Annotated in this window: 18 protein-coding genes; all 18 read right to left on the reverse strand. The window is 46.9% G+C overall.

The genetic code is table 11. The features are described from left to right. Positions 1-22: 22 nt before the first annotated feature. Positions 23-862, reverse strand: coding sequence for a hypothetical protein (locus COT72_03270; GenBank protein PIO00156.1), 840 nt, complete (start codon positions 860-862; stop codon positions 23-25). Beyond that, positions 859-3084, reverse strand: coding sequence for a hypothetical protein (locus COT72_03275; GenBank protein ID PIO00157.1), 2226 nt, complete (start codon positions 3082-3084; stop codon positions 859-861). Before COT72_03275 ends, COT72_03270 begins: the two co-directional genes overlap by 4 nt. Positions 3085-3141: 57 nt before the next feature. After that, entirely contained in the window at positions 3142-6468 is a 3327-nt protein-coding gene (locus COT72_03280) for a hypothetical protein (GenBank protein PIO00158.1), read from the reverse strand. Next, entirely contained in the window at positions 6423-8186 is a 1764-nt protein-coding gene (locus COT72_03285) for a hypothetical protein (protein ID PIO00159.1), read from the reverse strand. The genes COT72_03280 and COT72_03285 overlap by 46 nt, the downstream gene beginning before the upstream one ends. Beyond that, the gene (locus COT72_03290; protein ID PIO00160.1) at positions 8186-10945 is read right to left on the reverse strand and encodes a hypothetical protein; all 2760 of its coding nucleotides are present in this window, start codon (positions 10943-10945) and stop codon (positions 8186-8188) included. Before COT72_03290 ends, COT72_03285 begins: the two co-directional genes overlap by 1 nt. 75 nt (positions 10946-11020) lie before the next feature. Continuing rightward, complete coding sequence (locus COT72_03295; GenBank protein ID PIO00161.1) at positions 11021-11752, reverse strand: hypothetical protein; 732 nt, start codon at positions 11750-11752, stop codon at positions 11021-11023. Then, positions 11749-12873: a hypothetical protein gene (locus tag COT72_03300; GenBank protein ID PIO00162.1), complete on the reverse strand. Its 1125-nt coding sequence runs from the start codon at positions 12871-12873 to the stop codon at positions 11749-11751. The genes COT72_03295 and COT72_03300 overlap by 4 nt, the downstream gene beginning before the upstream one ends. Then, the gene (locus COT72_03305) at positions 12870-13832 is read right to left on the reverse strand and encodes a hypothetical protein (protein ID PIO00163.1); all 963 of its coding nucleotides are present in this window, start codon (positions 13830-13832) and stop codon (positions 12870-12872) included. The genes COT72_03300 and COT72_03305 overlap by 4 nt, the downstream gene beginning before the upstream one ends. Before the next feature lie 35 nt (positions 13833-13867). Beyond that, the gene (locus COT72_03310; protein ID PIO00164.1) at positions 13868-14125 is read right to left on the reverse strand and encodes a hypothetical protein; all 258 of its coding nucleotides are present in this window, start codon (positions 14123-14125) and stop codon (positions 13868-13870) included. 9 nt (positions 14126-14134) lie between these two features. Further along, entirely contained in the window at positions 14135-14410 is a 276-nt protein-coding gene (locus COT72_03315; protein ID PIO00165.1) for a hypothetical protein, read from the reverse strand. A 33-nt stretch (positions 14411-14443) separates the two neighbouring features. Then, complete coding sequence (locus COT72_03320) at positions 14444-14731, reverse strand: hypothetical protein (GenBank protein ID PIO00166.1); 288 nt, start codon at positions 14729-14731, stop codon at positions 14444-14446. Positions 14732-14784: 53 nt separating this feature from the next. Further along, a complete protein-coding gene (locus COT72_03325; GenBank protein PIO00167.1) occupies positions 14785-15213 on the reverse strand; it encodes a hypothetical protein in 429 nt (142 codons plus the stop codon). Positions 15214-15265: 52 nt separating this feature from the next. Continuing rightward, on the reverse strand, positions 15266-15547 hold the full coding sequence (locus tag COT72_03330; protein PIO00168.1) for a hypothetical protein: 282 nt from the start codon (positions 15545-15547) through the stop codon (positions 15266-15268). A 9-nt stretch (positions 15548-15556) separates the two neighbouring features. After that, positions 15557-15997 (reverse strand): hypothetical protein, encoded by a 441-nt coding sequence (locus COT72_03335; GenBank protein ID PIO00169.1) that lies wholly within the window; start codon positions 15995-15997, stop codon positions 15557-15559. Between the two features lie 53 nt (positions 15998-16050). Then, on the reverse strand, positions 16051-16236 hold the full coding sequence (locus COT72_03340) for a hypothetical protein (GenBank protein PIO00170.1): 186 nt from the start codon (positions 16234-16236) through the stop codon (positions 16051-16053). After that, positions 16224-16889 carry a hypothetical protein gene (locus COT72_03345; protein ID PIO00171.1) on the reverse strand — a complete coding sequence of 222 codons (666 nt, stop codon included), beginning with the start codon at positions 16887-16889 and terminating at the stop codon, positions 16224-16226. The genes COT72_03340 and COT72_03345 overlap by 13 nt, the downstream gene beginning before the upstream one ends. Positions 16890-17066: 177 nt before the next feature. Beyond that, positions 17067-18884 (reverse strand): hypothetical protein, encoded by a 1818-nt coding sequence (locus tag COT72_03350; protein ID PIO00172.1) that lies wholly within the window; start codon positions 18882-18884, stop codon positions 17067-17069. A gap of 23 nt (positions 18885-18907) precedes the next feature. Then, positions 18908-20374 carry a hypothetical protein gene (locus COT72_03355; protein ID PIO00173.1) on the reverse strand — a complete coding sequence of 489 codons (1467 nt, stop codon included), beginning with the start codon at positions 20372-20374 and terminating at the stop codon, positions 18908-18910. Positions 20375-20394: the final 20 nt, after the last annotated feature.

Genomic DNA, 20394 nt, shown 5'->3' on the forward strand with positions numbered 1-20394 from the left:
ATAAGCGCGCCTTTTTTAAAGCTTACGCGAGACCAAATGCGCTTGCAATCAGATTTTCGCTGTTTGTGCTCTTACCATACACGCCACGACAGAGTTTTACGCTAAAAACGCCCGCATGCTTTTCCGGGTCTTGGTTGAGTCCTGTGTTCTTTGGGTATGCAATAAACACCGGTGTCCTGCCCTGAAACGTGGTCTCAACAAAGCTTGACGAACAGCCCACATACTCCTCATACGAGCCGCCAGCCCAATCACCGGTGTAACCAAGCACGTCAGGCTCAAACGGCGCCTTTGTAAGCCCCTCATACGACGTGAAATTATACTCTTCTCCAGTTTCCAAGTCCTTGAACCGTGCCTCATAGGTTAAGAAGAGTCCTGAAATGCAAGGCTCGCGAGCGCACGAGACTACGCATCGGTTTGAAATGCATTGCTGGGGTCTGCCATCTCTTGACTCCCCACAATTAATGCCCACCGCGGGTGTGAGGCCAAACAAGGAAGGTACGAGTTCTCCGCACAAGTTGAATGTTGAATCTGATGACGGAATTAATAAATCCCACAACTCAGTGTAGCGCAAACAATTCTGGTTCCATGCATTAAAAAACTTGGTAACATCAACGAGTCCGGGATATGTTTGTGAAGTGAGACGGGAGCTCCCCTGTGCGTAATCAATGTGAAATTGTTCGTAAGCAAAGCAATTTGGACTATTAATAAAAATCTGAGAGAGCGTGTCAAGCTTTGTCTCATCAAGGGCATTTGACACTTCGAAATTCACGCCTGACGCCCTGCTAAGCACAAAAAACACGACAAGCAGCCAAATAAGCAGGTCAAGTATTTCACGAATCACATAAGGCATTACCGTGCTCATGAACTTCCTCCGCACGTTGGTGTGCGCAACGTTATCGCGTCATTTTGTATGCAACAAATCTGTCCGCCACGCGTGCAATCCGGTGTGCTCAATGCCACGTAGTCTGCGCCATCCCCCCTGCACTCTCCGCGGTCACTGCAACAACACTCCTCAATAGGTTTGCAGGCTGCAGCAACGTTTGAAAACCCGTCAAAACTAATGGGTTCGTAACGCGCAACAGGGTCGTACTCACCAACGCACGATATGCCTTTTCCCATGTACGCGTTTGCGTTAAGCGTGCGCGCGTTATCCGTTTTGTAGTAGTCAACAAAAAACAAGTTTGAGGGCGCGCTCGTATCACCCGAGAGCGCGTCAGTAATGTCATTTACTGCAGCAAAAGCACCCAAACCATAAGGAACAAGCGCAAACGTGCCTGCAGCACGAAGCAGTCCGCGAAAGTCAACGCCAACGTCAATCACGTTTTCGATGTCCGTAATTTTAAAATCAATGTTGGTAAGGGTTTGAGACTCACCCGCAGCATTCACGCATGTTTGACCGAGCAATTCGTTCACGTCAAAACAGTACAGGTTTGTATAACCATTAATAAAATCCGCTCTGGTTTGCGCGGGAATCCCTGTCTGCGTTTGCAGCGTGCGTGCCGCAGTCATGCGGTCAGGATGTGTGCAATCATTAAAGTCAGGAACGGGATTAAGCTCATCAGTAAGCAGGATGCTAAATGTTTGACCACCAATAGTGATTTCTTCATGCGGTCCGTTTTCGTAGATAATAGCGTTTGAAATTTCTTGTTCTGATGTAAATGTTTGGGAAGCAACTTCTGTTTCAGTGCTGTCAAACACGCTTATTGTTGTGCTTTGCTCAGTGCCAAAAACCGTAACAGCGTACACGTCAGCGTTTTGATCAATGACGCAAAGACTACTAGTTATCCCTTCTTTTGAAAGCATGGATTCAGTAAAGTCTTCGCAAAACGTTGTTGCACGAAAATCAACGCCGCAACATGCACGCGCATCACTAAAACTGCCAAGCACGTAGTCGTCAATGTTTGTTGAGTCTTTTCTTCGAATGTCAAGCCATGAATCACGACATTCTGAGAATGCAAAGTCTTCATACGCGTTGATGAGCCGCTGCACGCATAGTACTGAATCAGAGTTTTGTGGCTTGTTTATCACATAGCCGGGAAAGAGGTTGAGCGAAACCGTGACCGGGTCCGTGCTTGTGCACGCGCGCTCAAGGCCGCGCATGACTTCAAGAAGGGGGTAAGTATCGTAGAACAACTGGTCTTGGGCAACAAGGTCTGTTGTTGTACCGTGCGAAAAGTAAGAAACGTAATCGCGATTGATGGGTATGCGATAGTCGCAAATCGCGCTGTCAGTGCATTCTGATTCTCCTGAGGGATACCAGCGACAGTTATCGTTTTGCGTGCACGCACCTTGTGATGCGTATTGCTCGCATGCTTCAAAACAGCGCGAGCCTTGGGGCTGCCAGGAACACACCTCATCGCGAAGCTCGCACGAGCACAGGTCATCACGCACTTCGCACCCGCACCCGCTTGAAAGCCCGAGAGCAGAACAACCACACGCGTCACTCTCAACGCCTCCCGATGCGTATGTGATAAATTGAACACCTTCACATTGACCGCGCGTTTTCCCATTGTAGTCCTCACACGTTGCGTTTCGTGAAAGGCTAATTGATGATTTAAGTGAACAGTAGCCTGCCTGTGAGTCTTGACGCCGTATTGACGGAGTTTTGATAAGCGGGTTTTCAGGCGAGAAGAGTAAGTTCTTGTTTGCGAGGTAGGTGTCAAAAATGTTGAGCGAATCCGCTGCGCCAAGAAAAACAATAGGTGATTCATAATCTTTTTGCGGGTTAAGATAGTTAACAGCCCATTTTGTGTAAAGTGGAAAATTAATGCCTGAACTTGAGAGAATCGCAGCAGACGTTGGCTGGCGCTGAAGCGTGTCAACCACGTGACCGCGATACGAGAGCGTTGTAGCATCCTCCCATTTCATGTCAGGCAGGAGGCCATGATAATAAATACTAATCTTGTCAGGAACCGTGTACGTAATCTCATACAGGCTTGCAACATCATAAAGAAGGCTGACCATTTTTGTTTGAATGTTTGTTGCCGGGTCAAGCCCGCCAAACGAACCGTAAATGGATGCTCCCAGAACTAGTGCTGACGTGATAATGCCACCAATGTAATAGATAAGCAATTCTTGTGCCATACGTATTCGCTCCCCTCTACGAGGAGTGTTTTTTGTTGTTTTTTAATGCTTGTTTTCTTACAACCATCCAAACAGGAAGTCAACAACTCCTGAAACAATATCTACGCCAATATCAACTGCATCTTCAATTGTTTGTGCAGCGCCAGTTGCAAGCGCATTTGCCGCTTCTGCGACGGTATCAACAAATTCGGCGATTTCTTCGGCAAGCACGTCCAGGTCAAACACGTAAATGACAAAGTCAACAGCGCGCTGCGCGCCGCCAATCACGCCTTTGTCAACCAAACATACGGTCAGCTCTATTGGCTGATTTGGAAAGTGATTTTTTCCGCACGTAAGCATGTCGCCAAGCCATGCCTGCGTGACCGGCAGCAGGTTTTGGAACCTGCCAAGGATGCAGGCAAAACTGCCTAAATAATCAGTAAACGCGCCTTCAAGCCCGCATCGCCCAAACACGGATGGAATGGAAAACGGATCAAGAAGCGAGCCGAGGAAGCACACTGCCGTGTCCCAGCGCACGCCGCACGCGTACGCAGGCGCTTCACCGCATTTGCCTTCATACTGGTTCGTGCCTGTGTTGAATTCCCATACCCAGCGCTGGCCGTGTGGACAGCAATAATATTGAGGCTCTATTTCAGGTCTTAGAGGGTCAGCATCGTACACGCTTGTTCGCCCTGCAGGACAGCACACCCCTTGTTGTGTGGTCGTGTTTGTTCGTGAGTGTTCATACCCGCTTGGACAGCAATACCTGCTTTGTCCTCCATTAACTTGAGAGTATGATGAGCCTTCGCATGCGCAGGCATCAACGGTTTTTGCCGCAACTTCTTTGAGCAGGTTGTTGTTTTTCGCGTTTGGAATCGTGGTAAGCACGCATCCTGATTCATCTGACGCTGTGCAGCTTGGTTGACAAACCACATTACCATCATGCGTATCCGCGCCGCGCACGAGTTCTCCGCGATATTTTTGTTTGCATGAAAGGTCAGCCCAGTTCTTACAGGGGTAGACAAGTTGTTGTGCTGATTCAAAAAGCACACAGAGGGGAGTTTCCCCGGTTGCATCGCCGCGCGCCCAAAAACAATACCCCTGCTCGCCAGATGGAAGTGTGTCTCCAGTTAAGGTTTTGCAGTCCCAATCAGCAACAGTTTCTCCGCTGCGCGTTCTACACTCATTATCGGTATAGCAACGCAGGCTTGCTCCATCAAACGTGTTTTGAATTACCGGCCCAGACCATGCACAATACGTGGTGCCGTCAGCTGCCGTGTTACAGCTTGGTGTTCCTAAGAGGCCAAGGCGTGCAATGTCTTGAGGACAATCGCTTGCCGTAGTGCATGAAAGGTATTGCTCATTTTCAATTTCATCATTGTTTGGCGCAAATGACGCGTAGTCATTGTCTTTTTCAAGATAAATATCACCCGGGCAGGTGAGACATGATTCTCCCTTGTCAGAGTCTAAAAAATCGTTTCCGCATTGCGGCCAAATATCATATGAGAGAGTTCCTGATGCTACATCCTCAAAGACTTGTACGGGAAGCACTGTGTCTTCATCCGTAGCAAACACGCCAAGGTCATAGTAGTAGTCGTATTCGCCGCAATATGCCCATTGCAGGCTGATGTCTTCACGACACACTTGCCCGGGATTAATTGATTTTGCAACGCGCGGGCTTGGTGTTGCGTCTCGCACGCATTTTTGTTCTTCTGGAGGAAATTGACAGCAGACATTATCATTTGCTGCATCACGCTGTACTGACTGGATGTTTGGTATTTCAATTGTGTACGCGTAGCATTCATTGTCTTCAAAAACGCACGTGCGCGTCTGGCAAGTGAAACTATTGCTTTTCTTTTCACAGCGGGTTGCTTGAACAAATGTGTCTTGTGACGCGCACTGTGCTGCGCTTGTGCCGGGTTTTTCGCATTTGAGGGTTTGAGAATTGAGAGTGTAGCCGGTTGGACACGAGTATTGCACGTCCTGCAGGTAGCAGGAATCACCATAGTATTGTTTTGAATCAGTTTCAAACGTGATGCGGAAGTTTGGCTGGTTTGATGCTGATGCAATATTTGTATTTGAGGAATCAGTAAAAAGAAATTCGTTTATTCCTTCAGGATAGAGCACAAACCGGTTATCAACAAGGTCTTCAAAGGGTTGCTGGCTCACACTCACGCTTTGAGTCGAAGCACCCGTAGTAGTATCTGCAAGGTCAAGAAGCACCTCTGGCTGTTCGTTAATATAGGTGTACACGGTTGTTGAGCGCAGGTAGTCAAGCCCTTCAATACCATCAATTTGCAGGGTTTCAGCGCCTACGTTTCCAATAAGAATGTAGCGTACCGGCTGGTTGATAAGAATAAGATGGTCATGAGCAGAGTTGTCAACATCATATGATGAGAATTGCCCCCAGTTCGCGTTATTTGCATTATCAATTTTTATAAACACGCCAAGACGCGTTGTTTTCCCGCTTTCGGGCGTTTTTAAGCCGGTTATGCGTATTGAAGCAATGGTTTTGAGGTTTCCGCTTGCATCAACATTGTTTGATGTGTCTATTTTTGTCCAGTGATAGAATGTTTCCTGCAAATCAATTGTTGCACACGTGCCTCCTGCTGCGGTTCGGTATTGAGTGTATTTTTTCTGGTTTCCATTGTCATAGATGCCCGTGTTCACATCTTTGCATTCTTCAATACAGTCTGAAATGCCATTATTGTTTGCATCAATGCCTTCATCAACCGGACCGTTCTGGTTGTTGTCAAGCCCGTCGCAAATTTCTGGCGCAGTTGGATAAATATTAGCATTAGAGTCGTCCGCGTCCCCGTCACATTCCGTGTCGTAGCCATCCCCGTCAGCATCAGTTATTACTTCACGGTACACTGAGCATGAGAGCGTCTGGCAGCCACAGGTTGAACTACACGAGTTTGAGAGGTCAGCATAGTTGCGATACGTTCCGCTGTAACACCCATCTAAGTGGTCGCACTCAGTTGCATCACAATCACTGTTTGAATCGCATTCTGCGCCGCAAATTCCTTCATGGCATTGGTAGGTAGCGTCGCAATTGTATTTTCCGCACAGCGCGGATTTTTGGCCGCTGCAAAGCGTGCCGTCTCCTGATTCCCACCCATCACAAACCGTTACTGACGAGTCACAGTCTTTTTCGCAGCGTATAAACGTATTTGAATAATCATGGTTGTCACCGCAAAAAATATTTCCTCCCTTGCTGCTGCACCCGCCATCCGTACTCCCACCGGACCAGCAACATCCGTTTGATGCCCACGCATCGGTACATGAATTCGCATACGCGCTTTGGAGTGCGCCAAGGCTTGCAAGAACAACAATGAATATGAAAAGTGTTCGGGTTCTCATTCGCTTCCCGCACCTCCTCCTTTTTGTGTTGAAAAAACGCATTGTTGGTTTTCATTGCAGCGATACAATGTTTTTCCTTCCACACACACGTCATCGTAACAGTCACTATCAGAACAGTCCGTACCGCCCGTGCCATCATTGTCAACGCCATCATAACAAATTTGTTCTGTGCACACGCCTTGTACTGATGAACAAATAGCGCCAGTGCCGCATGAAGCCCCACCACAATTCGGGTCAGCGCAATCAATAAGCCCATCTTTGTCATCATCCACACCATTAACGCAGTTTGATTCAGGAGGAAGCGCAGTAGCAATTTGTGAGATAGGCTGTTTGCTTCCCGGAATAGTAAAACTGCGCTTGTCTGTTGCCATAATCGGCGCAATGTCGCTTGTTCTGATAACGCCCACGCTACCGAGGTGTGTTGATTCAAAGATTTTTGCATCAAAAGGCAATTCGGTGATGGTGATAGTTGCTGAGTCAAACCACCACGCGTAATCAGGCGTGTTTTCAAGATTGCCAAAAGAAGCATAAATCGAGGAGATGCTGCCAGCGTAATCAAGATAGGTAAAGTCTTTTTCTGTGGTTCGAGAAACAAGCGCATGGGTGGTTTCTAAATAATTGCACAGGTACGCGGGCAGAGGAGTTGCAGAATAAAAGTTACACGCGCAATTCACATTTCCTCCGCCACACGTGTTTTCAAGCGTGTTAAACTCGCAGGTGTTTTTATCACCAATAACTTCTGCGCCTTTAATGCCAAACGCCCATTTGACCGGCGTGCTCAGATATTTGACCGTGCTAATATCAGCACTGCCAAGACCCACGCGCAAGTCAGTAAACACAACAGAATCGCCAGGCACAAGGTTTGAGTTTTGTTGTGGAATAAAATACACTACAGTATCAACCCCTGCGCGCACGGGTTGTGTGATGTCGAGTATAATCGTGTTTCCTTTATCCTGATTGAATGACTGGCACATAACGGTCTCACCAGCGCGTGTGACGTGCACATGTTTTCCAGTCATGCATGAGTCACAGGATGCATCATTTGTTCCGTCGCACAAGCCAATACGATATTGTTGTGAGCTTTCAATATTAACTGAACCAATACTTACCACAAAACTAAAGCCGTTTCGAAACGAGGGTACGCGCACGCTAAGCCGTCCGTTAAGAACAGCCCAGTTAGAATATGGTGAGAGCGGGATAGTTGCAGGATATGATTCAAACACATACTCATCTTCATAGCGAAACCGCGCACCATCCCAATAAAATAGTAGTTCGGGTGTTGTTGCTTGTGCGTCATCAAGAAATGTTGTGTGCACATATGATTCTTCAACAGAAAACACGTCCCTGCATTGCCCGGGGCATTCTGCAAACGCGCGGGGAAGTGAGCAGTAGTCGCCTTTGCATTTGCACACGTTTGCGTATGTGACACTTGATGCTTGTGAATAACAGATATAAAAGTTTTCAAATGAGTCGCAGGTCGTATCAGAACTGCACGTCCCTGCAAAGCAGTCCGCACAGGTTTGGTCATTTTCAGTTATCGCACAAATCGTGTTGTAGTCGCATTGTGTGCAGTCTTGTGAGCATGTTTGCGGGTTTTCATTGTATTCACACACGCCGTTTCCGCACGAATTTGAAAGCGCGCATTGCGCTCCTGACTCGCCGCTTGTACACCACCCGTCTGTTGATGAAAAGAGCGCGTGCGTTCCTGAAATGCTTACGAGTAAGCCAAGAACAGTGAGGACAAGCAGGACGGGTTTCATTATTGTTTCACCATCACTCCATTATTGCATCGGTAGGTTGCGTCATACAGGTTCGCACTCCACGTGTCTCCTGCATCGCACATCTTGCACTGGCCGCTTCCTGATGAGAAATCACAATACCCCGCAAGCCCGTCTGAAAAACCATTCGGGTCACAGTAACGGTCGTCACTTATGCAGGACTGACCATCAACGCCTCGCAAGACCCATTGCGTTAAACCTTCTTTTTCAACGCAATAGAGCGTGGCGTTTTGGGTTGTTGTTATGGTTCTGCCAATGCCAAACACGCTTGTGCACTCGTTGCAAGATTCAGTGTTCTTAACGCACGCACTTCGAAGCCCGTTTGTAGCAAGATTTGAATCGCATACCTGATTGTCAACCATTCCAGTATCGGTGCACGCTGTTTCTGGTGGTGCGAGGATTTCAACCCATCCTTGAGATGGTGTGCATTCATGTTCAGTGTCAGTGCTGTCAAACAGGAATTGCCCTTGCAGTGAACCCGTACAGTGGGTGCACACGCTATTTTGAGTTTGTGGCTGGTACACGCAAATGCTGTCTTGGCCGCGTGTTGCAAGGTCAACATCGCAATCACTGTTTTTCGTGCAAGAAGCGCCATTTGGTGCAAGAAGCGCAGCCTCATTGAGCTGTGTTTGAAGCAGGTCATAAACAGAGAGCCAGTTTGTTAGCAGATTTCTTCTTTCAAGCTCGTTTACGTCAGTTTTCCAGAACAAGCGCGTAATGCAGGTTTCAAGCATTATTTCAACGCGGCCAGGGTCTCTGAGCTCTTGGGCAGGGTCAACTTGGCTTCCTGTGTAACACCCGCAAGGGTCGCTTGGTTTTACGCACACGCCGCGCACAACATCGCGAAATGTTTGGTCAGCAAAGCTTCTGCTATCACTTACTGCACCATTCTGGCACGACGTGCACGCGGTTCGCACGAGTTGGTAGTTGAGGGTTTCTCCTGCATCAACACTCAGTTGTGATTTGTCCTCATCTGCAAAATGCAGGGTAAAACCCTGATATATCATGTTTTGATTTTGTTGTGTATTAATTGAGTCAAGCACAAGCGTGTTAATTGTATCTTCAAAGCACGCGAACGGAGGGTTTTGCGCGTTTTGCCTGTCTTGTATGTGATACGAGTTGCAGCGATTGTTTTGGATGGTGCACGTGGTTTGCACGCTTTGAGGAATAACGTCTGATGTCCATACCTCGCCTGATTCTTTTGCCTGAGTCCAGGACGCAAGGTTACACGTTTTTGTTGGGGGCTCGTAACGAATAGTACAGCAGGCGTCATCCTTGTACGCAAGCGGTTCGTTTGGGTTACAGGTATTGCTTGCCCGAAGCAAATACCACTTCCATCGCGTTGCTTCTGACTCGCCAAAGAGTATTTCTTGTGAGGGAATTTCAACCATGTTCCCGTCAAGTGCTCTTCCTAACGTTTGAGGGTACCAACCCACGTGCGCGCATTCCAAATCGCTAGAAGAAACAGTAAGCAATCCATTCTCATCAGTACAGGTTTTTCCTGCAGGACATTCCCAGTCATCGCACGCGCATACAAATCGTTTGTCAGTAGGGATATTTTCTTCTTTTGGACAGTCAATCTCGCACGTATCTTTTGGCGTGAAGCATCCGGGCGTGTTTGAAAGCTGCGGGTTCATGCACACAAAAAAGCAGCCATTCATAACCCCGTCAATCTGGCACGTGTTTGGGTTACACCCGCTTGCTTCTGCCATAAATGTGCAATAAAGTGCACGAAGAGAATATTCATCAGATGATTCAAGATAACTGAGCGCAAGTTGTGTTTCAGTGTCAAACGTGGTATCGCCTGCAATAGTTGATTCGCACTCATTTTGCTGGCAGTTTTGTGCAAGAAGAATATCTCCGCTAATCGTGCGGTACGGTTCAAGGGCTTGTTCGACATAGGTATGGTACGCATTTGTGTTGACAAAGCTTTGCACGCTTCGGTAGAGGCGGGAAAAAGGCGTGGTGACCTCGCTTGAAACAATAACATCAAATTCATATGTGAGCAGGGGTTTATTTACTTGTGAAACAGGAACATCTCCATAATCAAAACTGATACCACCTTGCGCGCTTGCAACGCGCCAGTCTGCAACAAACGAGTCTGAGCCTGCAGTGAGCCCTTTTACAATAAGGTCATAGGCAAGGTCAAGTGCAATGTTTGCGGTTTGTTTAAGATACGCAATAACACCGGTTGGTTTTTGGTAGAAGTCTTGTGCAAGGTTAAGAAAATTTTCTTTAACAAAATCAAAAGGAGGATAATCAATGCAAGTAATATCCCTGCATGTCCCGTTTGGACAGTCTTTGACAAAGTTTTGTCCATAGTACTGCGAATCAGTATCATAGCGAAGCGAATAGTACGGCACGTCTTTTTCAGGCACAAAACGTGTCTCAACGGTTTTTTTGCCGCACGCGTACGTTAGCTCTCCAGCAGGACTCGTTGCAGTATCACTGTATCCTGTCTCTCCAGGAGCAAGCCGTGTTGCTTTTTCAAAAGAAAGACCAAAGCCACCGCGTGATGCAATGTAAAAGATTGAGCGGTCCATCACGTAGTTTCGTTCCTGTTGCAAAAGAAGTTTGACTGTTTCTGCTTGCGAGACCGCGTTGAGTACTGCTTCTTTATAGTTTGGAACCCCGCTTGTACTTGAAAGCCGAAAAGCAAACGTTCCCATGGCGTATCCAAGTATGATTGCAATAGCAAGGGTAGTGACTGCTGATGCAATGATTTGCCCGCGTCGCGACATCAAGACGTTTAAACTCCCCTGTTTTTATGTGCTACTCATAGTGAAGGTGTTCTGTTAATATAAGATTTCTTAAAGTCAAGATGCGCAGCATTGAAAACCAGTTCCGCAGCTTGGTTCAAGCACGCTCACACCCTCATCACAGGACGGCCTGCACATCCCGCCCGCGCTGTTGCACGCGCGTGCATCTCCGCCCCCAAGAAACAAACAGCATGAAAGAGATGCGTCATCGCAGTAGTTTGCATTCTTTCCTAGTTGATATTCAAAATTGCCGCACTGTGGTTTACATTCCCCGCTTTTTTGATTTTCGCAAAACGTGATTTTGTCTTGTCCAATTTGCACAAATATTACATCATACACACCGCTTCCGCCTATGGTTTTTGGATGGTAAATAGTTGAATTACACTGCATTATTACTTGTCGTATGCCCAAATCACGCAGGCAGGGCACAACTTCGCTTTCGGTTCCAGAACATATGCCAATATAGAGGTCTTCAGACTCAAATGCGCGAAGCGCATCTTGAGAGAATCCAAATTCGCGTTCAAGCGTATCAATATTATAGAATTGTATGAGTTGATTTGCAGACCTACTATCAGGAAGGTCGCTTCGCACTGAATAATCGGTTCCTACAATATTAAACAATAGATTTGAACACATCGCAGCAGTGCGCGCTTGTTCAAGCGAGAGAACACCTTGAAGGGTGAATTCACCAATAACAAATTCAGTTACAAGAATGCCGCCAAGAGCAAGAATGATATTAAACAATATTGCAAGGCTGCCAATGAGAAGCGCTCCTTTTTTGTCTATCATCCTCGTACGCGTTCCTCCACAACTATGTAGCCATTTGCTGATTTATGCAGTCTCATATAATCAATTGATAAACCACCAGAATATTCTGAAGCCGGCAGCACTGAGAACATGTAGTAATCGCCTTGGTGGATAAGCAGGGGTGCGTCAGTGAGTTGATATGAATCAGGCAGCGCGCTACAACCAAGCGCGTCTAGCGGGGTACAGTCAAGAACACTTACTTCATTTTCGCACGCTTGCCATGCAAAGAATTGTCGTGTTGCCCCGTCAAGAAGCTGAAGGATTGCGCGCTTGCACCCCGGACCAGTCAGGTCTGCAGTGCACCCCGCGATATCGCGCGCACGCGCCGTACCAAGATAGGTGTAGGCAAGCTGATCTTCAAATGTGAGCGTGTTTATGCTAATGGGATTTGCGTATTCAGCATAGACGTGGTCTTTAATGTCTTGCAGGAATTGGTTGTAACCGCCGCGTCCTGAAACATCATGACACCCATTGTACTTGATAAGACACATGCACGTGCGGTCAGCGCATGCTTCAATAAGTTTTGTGTCGCGAACCAAAGCTAACCCCTGCGCAATGCCTTGCGTGTTTCGAGAGTCAACAATAATAGTGCCGCTTTGCGCGCTTGCAGCAGGGTTGAGCACAGTTTTTCCGCGCGGTATGCAGCATGCTTGCAAACAGTCTTGACCTTCAGCACAGCAGGTGAGTGAAGGATACCATGTGTTTGGCGCGCATTCAGTTGAGCACAGACCGTCATCACAGCTCATGCATTGGCCGCCATTTTGCACGCATGAGAGCCCATAGTCAAAGGTTTCATACCCTTTATTTTTGCCATAGGCGGTTGTTGTGCTGTACACAGCATTGTCTGTGCTTGTTGCAAGATAGAATTGGGTAATGCTATGCTGTGGGGGGAGCGCAAAATCAAACAAATCGCCTGCAAGGTCTGCTGACTTGCACGCATCCAAAACCGTATCTTTAAAAGAATCAAAACCATCTTGTGCTGAACCACCGGTTCCCAGGCCAAACCCAAGAAGGGGACCAATCACAATAAGCAAAAGCACGAGCGAGATTGCACCAATAAACACGCCAAGAATGATTTCAAGCGAGACAAATCCGCGTTTCATGTTCGCACAAACACCTCAACGTTATCTATGCGCAGCACTTCAGCATCGCGTGAAATACTAATGCGGTCAAATTTTTGTGCAGTTAGGGGAAACGCGAGAATTGCGCGGTTGCTTTTTTCAGTAAGAAGGGTTTCATTTGTGCACGCGCCCCTATTTTTAAGAGATTCACAAGCAACAATGCTGTATTGGTCTTTGCACTCATAATTTTCAAGAAATGTTTTTGTAAAGGATTTAATCTGGTCAAGCGGGTTTGCACTGCTTGCAAGTGCTATAGCAGAATAATCATGAAGGTTGTTGAGAATAGCATTTCGCCTGCTTTGTTCTGACGTATACACATACTGAGACAAGGCGGGTTTGTATGCTAATACGCCTTGGCTGAATATGGTTTGATAGAGTCTGGTTCCTCCTTGCGTGCAGCACACGCCTGAATCACAGGCCCCTTCACGCGCAATTGATTCAACAAGTTGTATTTCTGTGCTGCCTCTGCATGCAATTGAATTAACATCGCACTCATCTTGTCTGTAACTCTCCTCAGTTCTGCATTGGTTTTTGCAGCTTCCTTCAATTGTGTTGCAATCCCGCGTAATACAGCTTCCCACATACACAAGACACAGGCAGGTTGAATCAGTGCAATCCTCTTCAAGTGCGCTAATGTTTGCAAACGCTTCCTGCGTGTTCTTGTTTGAGCTTGTAAAATTAGTTTGGGATTTATCAAAATCTGCAAATTGAAAAATGTGCCAGTTTTCACTCATTTCAAGACCAGGAATGCTTGTTGATGCGTCAGAACTGCAGGCGTGGGGGAGTTTAAGCGTAAATGTGGCAAAGTTTGCTTGTTCAGAAACCGTTGCTGCAGTGCCAACAGTCACGCTGATGATTGGCGCAAGAAAGGGAAGTGAAACAGCAACAATAATAATAGCAATCAAAATAGCAACAATCGTGTCTACTCCCCGTTTATTCATATTGAGAATTAGGCATACTGCGCTTATTAAATTTCTCAAATCAAAACAAGCCGCGGCGCAAAAACAAATGGCTGAGAATACGCGCTGCTTTGGGTTGGCACACCAATGCCCAAGCGGTCTTCAAGCTGTGATTCTGCTTCATTAAGTGAAGAATTGCCAATGCCAATCATGCGCTCAAGCATAGCACCAATCTGGTCGCGCTGCGTAATAAAAAGCAGGATAAGGGCTAAAAGCACAAAAATAACTAGCAGTATTGCTGCGATTTGTGAAAAGGTAAATCCTTTTTTAGTCATCATCAACCACTATACACAACAATGAGGCGAAGCAACAGCACAATTCCATTGCCCAATATCAGTTTCTCCAGCAGCACACGCTGCTTTGCACGCACCACCTTGACCCGTACATGAAGTGAGAAGTCCTGATACGTTGCCAACGCCTTGCTCAACGCCTTTTGAGATACTTGAGACCGAGCTTCCTGCTCCCTGAATTTGTGTGGCAAACAACACAATCACGGCAATAAGCCCAAGCACGACAAGAAGAATGACTGCAAGTTGTTGAAATGTAAAACCCTTTTGCATACCTCAATTAGAAGCACTTTGCTATTTTAAAGTTTATTTAGGAACGCAACATTTTGCAGCAGTGCTTGGACAATCACTCGTTCCCGTGTCTGTTTGAGAAGCACTGCATGACGCTTTGCACTCGCCTCCTGCAAGGTCGCATACAAGTCCTGCCACACTTTCACCTGCTGCTTGCGACCCTCCGGTTGCTTGTTCGCCAACATCAGTAATGCTTCCCCCTGCTTGTCTAAACTGAGTGGCAGCAAGCACAACTGACACAACAAGACCTAAAATAACCAGAAGCAATACTGCCATTTGCGTAAAGGTAAAGCCCTTTTGCATGACTAGTGTTAGAACAATCAAATATTATAAAGGTAATTAAAAAAAAGAAGAGGTTATGCGCACGTATTGTCTAGTTGGCACGTTCCTGATTCGCATTCTGCATCGTCAGCACAGGTTGCACCGGTTGGGAGAAGTGACGCACCAGTAGCTGCTTCTTTGCAACAGTATATTGCGCCACTATCCTGACAGCCAATGTCTAAACCCGAGTCAGCATTTGCTAAATCAGTGGTCGTGCTTCCGCCTACATTGAGGTATACATCGCACGCATCAGCGCATTGCACGCCGCCAATAGTTCTGCACGCGAGTCCTGCGCTTGCAGTAACTGCTGCTTGTGTTCCTGATGTTGCTTGACTGCCAAGTTCTGAAATGCTTCCCGCACTTGCGCCAAGCTGAGTGCTTGCAAGAATAACGCCAACAGTAAGACCAAGAATGACCAGAATAAGTGTTGCCATCTGGGCAAAAGTGAAACCCTTTCTTGACATGGTATTCATACTAGTGGCTCTTTGCATATTTATAGTTTATCTGTAAACATGGTTATTTTCTGCAGCAAACAAAGTTTTCCCCACTGCACGGCAGGTCAAGGGTGTTTTCAGGCGTGCACGATTCTCTGCATTCACCGCCAAAATTCCCGCATTGAATGCTTTGTTCTGCGGATTGGGCTCCTGTTTCAGCACCTTGTGTTGCTGCGCTTTGCAAGTCTGAAATGCTTCCCGCACTTGCAGCAAATTGAGTGCTTGCAAGAATAATAGCAACAGTAAGACCAAGAATAACAAGAATGAGCACGGCCATTTGTTCAAAGGTAAATCCTTTTTTCATTTTTTCTCTTTAACCACCAACCGTTCCGCCGCCAACCTGACCAAAACTACCCCCACTTAAACATTCTTCTTGTCCAATGCTTGTGCGCCTTCCTCCTGAGAGCGTGACTTGACACGCGGTTCCTCCAGTAACAATAGTGTCATAACAGTGGTCTTCATCATTAGGATTTCCGTCTTCTTTCAGACTAAACACCGTCGTGCAGTACGGCAACTCTCCGGCGTTTTGCGGGGTTGCAAGCAGGTTATCCATTGACAAACAATATTGTGTGCATTGGCTTCTTATTGCCGTGATTTCCACATTGCTTGTTGCACCAGCACTGCTTTGAGCAAGTGATGATGAAAGCCGCGAGATGCCTCCAGTAAAAAGAATAATAATTGTTGAGAGAACAAGCACTGCCAAAATGATTTTGACAATGAAATTAAGACTCAAACCCTGCCCCCTCGTGTTCATGTGTATACTTAAGCCTAAAGGAAGTTATAAATTGTTCGCTAACACACTCCCGCTTAAATCAGGCTGCCCGCGCCCTGCTGTATTGTTTCATTGACAATGTCAACAATGCGTCCTGCCTGACTTGCCTGGCTTTGTTGTGCAACAAACGCAAGAACAAGCAAAGTAAGCAAAACAAACAGTCCAAGCAGGATGAGCGCGATAGTGTTAATATCAACTGCTTTTTTGGTTAGTTTTGGCAACAAAACATATCCCTCCCATCTCGTGTTTGCGGACAGTACGTATCAAGATTTATTCCATCCTGGTCTTGTGGAACGCGAAATGGGTAGCTTACCGGGCACGTGATGGTGCTGCGCTGGTCGCCAGAGAGACCAAGACACCCCAAACATCCTTGCACGCACGCGTGCGTGCTTTCAACACCGACCCCAGTAACGTAATCAAAGGTATCCTCTGAACCAAGACCAACGCGTCTGTCACACGCGCGTCCAAGCGTGCCGCAATCTGCGGGACACGCATCAGGCGCGCACACACTTACCCCATCAAACTCGCATTGGTTGTCATAGCGCGTTTTTGCACAGCAATAGGCATTATCATCGCTTCGACAGCCCTTAACCGGGATGCGCATGGGGTACGTGCTTGGACACCCATCCCACAAGGCTGAGCGGGGGTTTGCATCAGTGTTTGGTCCTATGCAGGTCATGTACGAGTTGTCAGTTGTTCCGCATTCTGATTGCTGGCCAACAATTTCTCTGCCAAGGTCAGCAACCCTGCCAAGTTGTTTGTTAGCATCAGTAAAAAAAAGAAAGTAGAGCATAATCAACGCGGCAATAATCACAAAAGGCAGGAGAAAAGTAAATATCGGTCCTTCAATAAAAAAGCTTGCTTTTCTTTTCATAGTATGTTTGCTCCTGCATCAACAAGGTCTTGTATGAGGTCAGGAAGGTTTCTTCCAAGCGTAATAACAAGCAGTACAAACACGACAAATAAGAAAATAAGAAACACCCATACCAGTATTTGGTTTGTCACTCCCCGCTTCATGCACTAGTAGGGGGTAGTGTGCACATTTATAGTTTTATGTGCATGGTGAAAAATCCTGCGCCCCGCATTCTGCGTTATGGTATTGACAGTACCCAAATGCTGGTGAAATGTCTCCCGCTCGATTTTTTCCGCCTTCATAGGTGAGCCCAAGCGTCAGGTCCGAACACGCGCGCCCGCCTTCCCACAGTACGCGCGCATCTTCTGCGCTGCTGATTGGTCCAAATGAATCTTCAACAATACATGCAAGCAAACGGTCATTACGCGGCTTTCCGCCGGTAATCAGGTTGAATATTGACGGGTCTGCGACAACTGCTGCAGCAATGTTTGAACCAAACATAAGCCCATTACAATCGTCCCATGCTGCAGATGAGGCGCGCGCCTGAAAAATGTTGCCCATAAGGATTTCAGCTCCAACATCTTCATCCTGGTATTCGGTTGTCCAGTCCCAGTAACCCAGTTTAAATGAGCCGCTTGTAAGCGTAAGCGGATTGCATTGGTTATCACATGCGTTTGTTGAATCTTCCCAGGGCCAGCACATGGGGTTTGCATTATCATCATCGCCAAATGCTTCGGCAAAATCACCGGAAAGAAGGCTGCACGGGCTTGTGCGAAACTGGTCAGGGGTAAGCGTATCATTATACAAGTAAAACGGGAAAATATCTGCGCGCTCCTGCGCGTCTTGCATACGCGCTCCTGCGTACGCGTCAACAATAGCCCCTGAAGGAGATGAGCCAATGTTTGAAAGAAGTTGTCCAAATTCAGCTCCAGAAAGTTCAATAACCATATCAATTGCAATGCTTGAATCTGAAGGGATGCTTCCTAACGTGCGCGTGGTTCCTGCTGCAGTAACTTTGGTATTGCCACCTTTGTAGTCTGTGGTAAAAAGAACCGTAGGATAATCAGCAGCCTCACCAATTCCCAGGTTTGCGAGTTGCGCTAAAAGCGCGTCTAGACCGGCTACAGGATAGAGGCGTGCAATAAGGTTATTTGTTACTTCCTGACATCCACCTTCACCAACACTGCCACCAACCTGACAATTCACATAATTAGCAGGGCAGGGTGAGCCGTCATTGAAGCTTTTACTGCAGTACATGATTTGGGTGCGCATGTTTTGAGGCAGGCATAGCGCGGGGGTTACTTCTTTTGTTTGTGAACCAACTGAAAGCGTACAGTCAAGGTCTTGAATGTCTTGTCCGTTAAGCCATACAAGTTTTCCTTCTGACGCGCTTTGCGAGTCTTTAATACGCGTGGTGTAAAACGCGCTTGCGTACAAATAATCTGAAAGGGTCATTTGAGAAATGCTTTTAGTTAAAAATAACGCAGGACTGCGCGAGCTTCCCGCAGACCAGACAAGCGCAGAAGGCACGGATTCTAAAAATGTATCACCAGTGATGCGCGCACTCTGAGAAAAATCGTATTCTGTTGCAGCACACAGTGCAGGGTTTCCTGCAGCATACAGTGGTTTGAGCGCGCTTCCCGCATCATACATGCCCCAGCAAAGCGAGCCATACCGTCCGGCCCACTGCCCAAATTCAAGGGAGTTTGTGAATGTGCCATGAGAAAAGATAGGACAAATTGTTTCTATCGGGATAAGTGAAGCCACGCGTTGCGCGCCTCCAAGCGCGCGACCAAAAAGGTTAAACCAGCCTTGCGGGCTTAACAGGTCACCGCCCGTGACTTGGCTGCCAATGGTTCCGCGAATAGTTGCAAAATCATTGCAAATGTCTGCACGAAACTCATCAAGACCTGATACGCGATTGACAAGCAGTACAAATGCTGAAACGGTGAGAATTGCGAGAATAATAATTGATATAATGAATGTTCCGATTCGCTCTCTGTTCTCTTCTGCCATACGTGTTCTAGTCCTCTTTATTATTAGTCAAACCAAGCGTCAATTGCCTCTTGCAGGCGCGAGTTTGATGCCTTTTTGTTTTGTTCATCACGCACGCATAAGAGTGCGCCGTCAGTTGTGGCATCATCATAAATGTCTTGTGAAGGAATCACATACGTGCTAAATTCCTCAATCTGTATCACATCTGCAACGTTTAGACCTTCCCAGGTGGTGCCGCACAATTCCCATGCTTTTGATTCGGGATTGTCCTGAAATCCGCCATACCCATCGTGGTAGCCAACAAGAAAACTGCCGCGCGAAAGCGTTGTGTCTAAAATTTCATCAAGTGCAACACCATAATTACACGTGTAGTCTGCATTGTCAAAGAAGTTTGCAACATCAAAACCAGCACGAACTGCCGAACTAAAGAGGGGTCCAACAATAGGAATTGCATCGCTCCATGCAGTAATAGAATCGCCAGGACTCACCTGAAAGGGGTCATACCTAAATATGATTGTTTCTGCTTCTGCTGCTACTTGAGGAATCACAGGCAGGCACAGACGAGATGCAACAGGAAGCACTGAGCTCTCATCAAGTGAAAAACCCGGTGTTTGTGCGTCTTTAAGCAATAACTCTGCTGCCTTGTCGCGCCACGAATTCGCGCTGGTAAGCGCGTCTAGTTTGGCGCTATCCCCTGATGCAACACAGCCAAGAAGCGTGGTGCCACACACCCATAGTGATGTTCCACCCATTTGCTCAACATAAGTTGTTTCGCGCCCGGTCATGCGCGCGTGGCGCATATAATCAGTAATGTGGCGCAGTGAGAGCTCGGTTTCTTGGCCGCCATCTTGTGTAAAATCATAGCCGCGCGACGAGCACGTGAATGGTTTTGAGACACGCGCGCTTGTAAGAGGGTTTCCTGTTCCATACCCTAGTTTTGCAAAGCAGTTAAACGCATCAAGAGCAAGGCCGTCAAGCTCGTTGAGCGCGCCTTTGAGCGCATGGGCTTCACTCTGTGTGCCGCCCATAACATAATCATAATAGGTCACAAACAAATCCGCAGGAGAGTGAACCCCTGAAGGGTCTTGTTTTGCAACAGCAAGATTTCTGCCTTGTGCAGTATACACAATAAATGATGTGTCTGCGTTGTAGGAGAATTGTACGTTGCTTGCGTCGCTAAACGTGCGTGTTTGCGTAGTTCCTGCAAGCTCACCGTTCACTTCATTTTTTGAAAACGTCACAATTTCCCAGTCTTCACTTGTTGTGTCAGGAAGTATTTGAGTCTCGCACAGGAAGGGAAGCGCGTTCATTACGGTGCCCGTAAAAAAACTTGTTTCAAAACGTGAGCCAAGCAGCTGGGATGCATAGTTTCGAACATTAATGCTTGTTTTGCAAAAAATGTTTTGTGCAGGAGTAAACACGCTGAGAAGTCCGGGTATGACAACAATAAGAAGCAGTGTGAACACAATAAACAACACGATAAGAGATTGAACATTTTGTTTTGATGCCATAGTAGTTTATGAAAATATGT

The sequence above is a fragment of the archaeon CG10_big_fil_rev_8_21_14_0_10_43_11 genome (assembly GCA_002763265.1).
Taxonomy (GTDB): domain Archaea; phylum Nanobdellota; class Nanobdellia; order PEZQ01; family PEZQ01; genus PEZQ01.

Excerpts from the sequence above, each read along its gene's own strand:
- COT72_03270 (PIO00156.1), bottom strand. The coding sequence starts at position 862 with ATGAGCACGGTAATGCCTTATGTGATTCGTGAAATACTTGACCTGCTT.
- COT72_03275 (PIO00157.1), bottom strand. The coding sequence starts at position 3,084 with ATGGCACAAGAATTGCTTATCTATTACATTGGTGGCATTATCACGTCA.
- COT72_03280 (PIO00158.1), bottom strand. The coding sequence starts at position 6,468 with ATGCGTTTTTTCAACACAAAAAGGAGGAGGTGCGGGAAGCGAATGAGA.
- COT72_03285 (PIO00159.1), bottom strand. The coding sequence starts at position 8,186 with ATGAAACCCGTCCTGCTTGTCCTCACTGTTCTTGGCTTACTCGTAAGC.
- COT72_03290 (PIO00160.1), bottom strand. The coding sequence starts at position 10,945 with ATGTCGCGACGCGGGCAAATCATTGCATCAGCAGTCACTACCCTTGCT.
- COT72_03295 (PIO00161.1), bottom strand. The coding sequence starts at position 11,752 with ATGATAGACAAAAAAGGAGCGCTTCTCATTGGCAGCCTTGCAATATTG.
- COT72_03300 (PIO00162.1), bottom strand. The coding sequence starts at position 12,873 with ATGAAACGCGGATTTGTCTCGCTTGAAATCATTCTTGGCGTGTTTATT.
- COT72_03305 (PIO00163.1), bottom strand. The coding sequence starts at position 13,832 with ATGAATAAACGGGGAGTAGACACGATTGTTGCTATTTTGATTGCTATT.
- COT72_03310 (PIO00164.1), bottom strand. The coding sequence starts at position 14,125 with ATGACTAAAAAAGGATTTACCTTTTCACAAATCGCAGCAATACTGCTA.
- COT72_03315 (PIO00165.1), bottom strand. The coding sequence starts at position 14,410 with ATGCAAAAGGGTTTTACATTTCAACAACTTGCAGTCATTCTTCTTGTC.
- COT72_03320 (PIO00166.1), bottom strand. The coding sequence starts at position 14,731 with ATGCAAAAGGGCTTTACCTTTACGCAAATGGCAGTATTGCTTCTGGTT.
- COT72_03325 (PIO00167.1), bottom strand. The coding sequence starts at position 15,213 with ATGTCAAGAAAGGGTTTCACTTTTGCCCAGATGGCAACACTTATTCTG.
- COT72_03330 (PIO00168.1), bottom strand. The coding sequence starts at position 15,547 with ATGAAAAAAGGATTTACCTTTGAACAAATGGCCGTGCTCATTCTTGTT.
- COT72_03335 (PIO00169.1), bottom strand. The coding sequence starts at position 15,997 with ATGAACACGAGGGGGCAGGGTTTGAGTCTTAATTTCATTGTCAAAATC.
- COT72_03345 (PIO00171.1), bottom strand. The coding sequence starts at position 16,889 with ATGAAAAGAAAAGCAAGCTTTTTTATTGAAGGACCGATATTTACTTTT.
- COT72_03350 (PIO00172.1), bottom strand. The coding sequence starts at position 18,884 with ATGGCAGAAGAGAACAGAGAGCGAATCGGAACATTCATTATATCAATT.
- COT72_03355 (PIO00173.1), bottom strand. The coding sequence starts at position 20,374 with ATGGCATCAAAACAAAATGTTCAATCTCTTATCGTGTTGTTTATTGTG.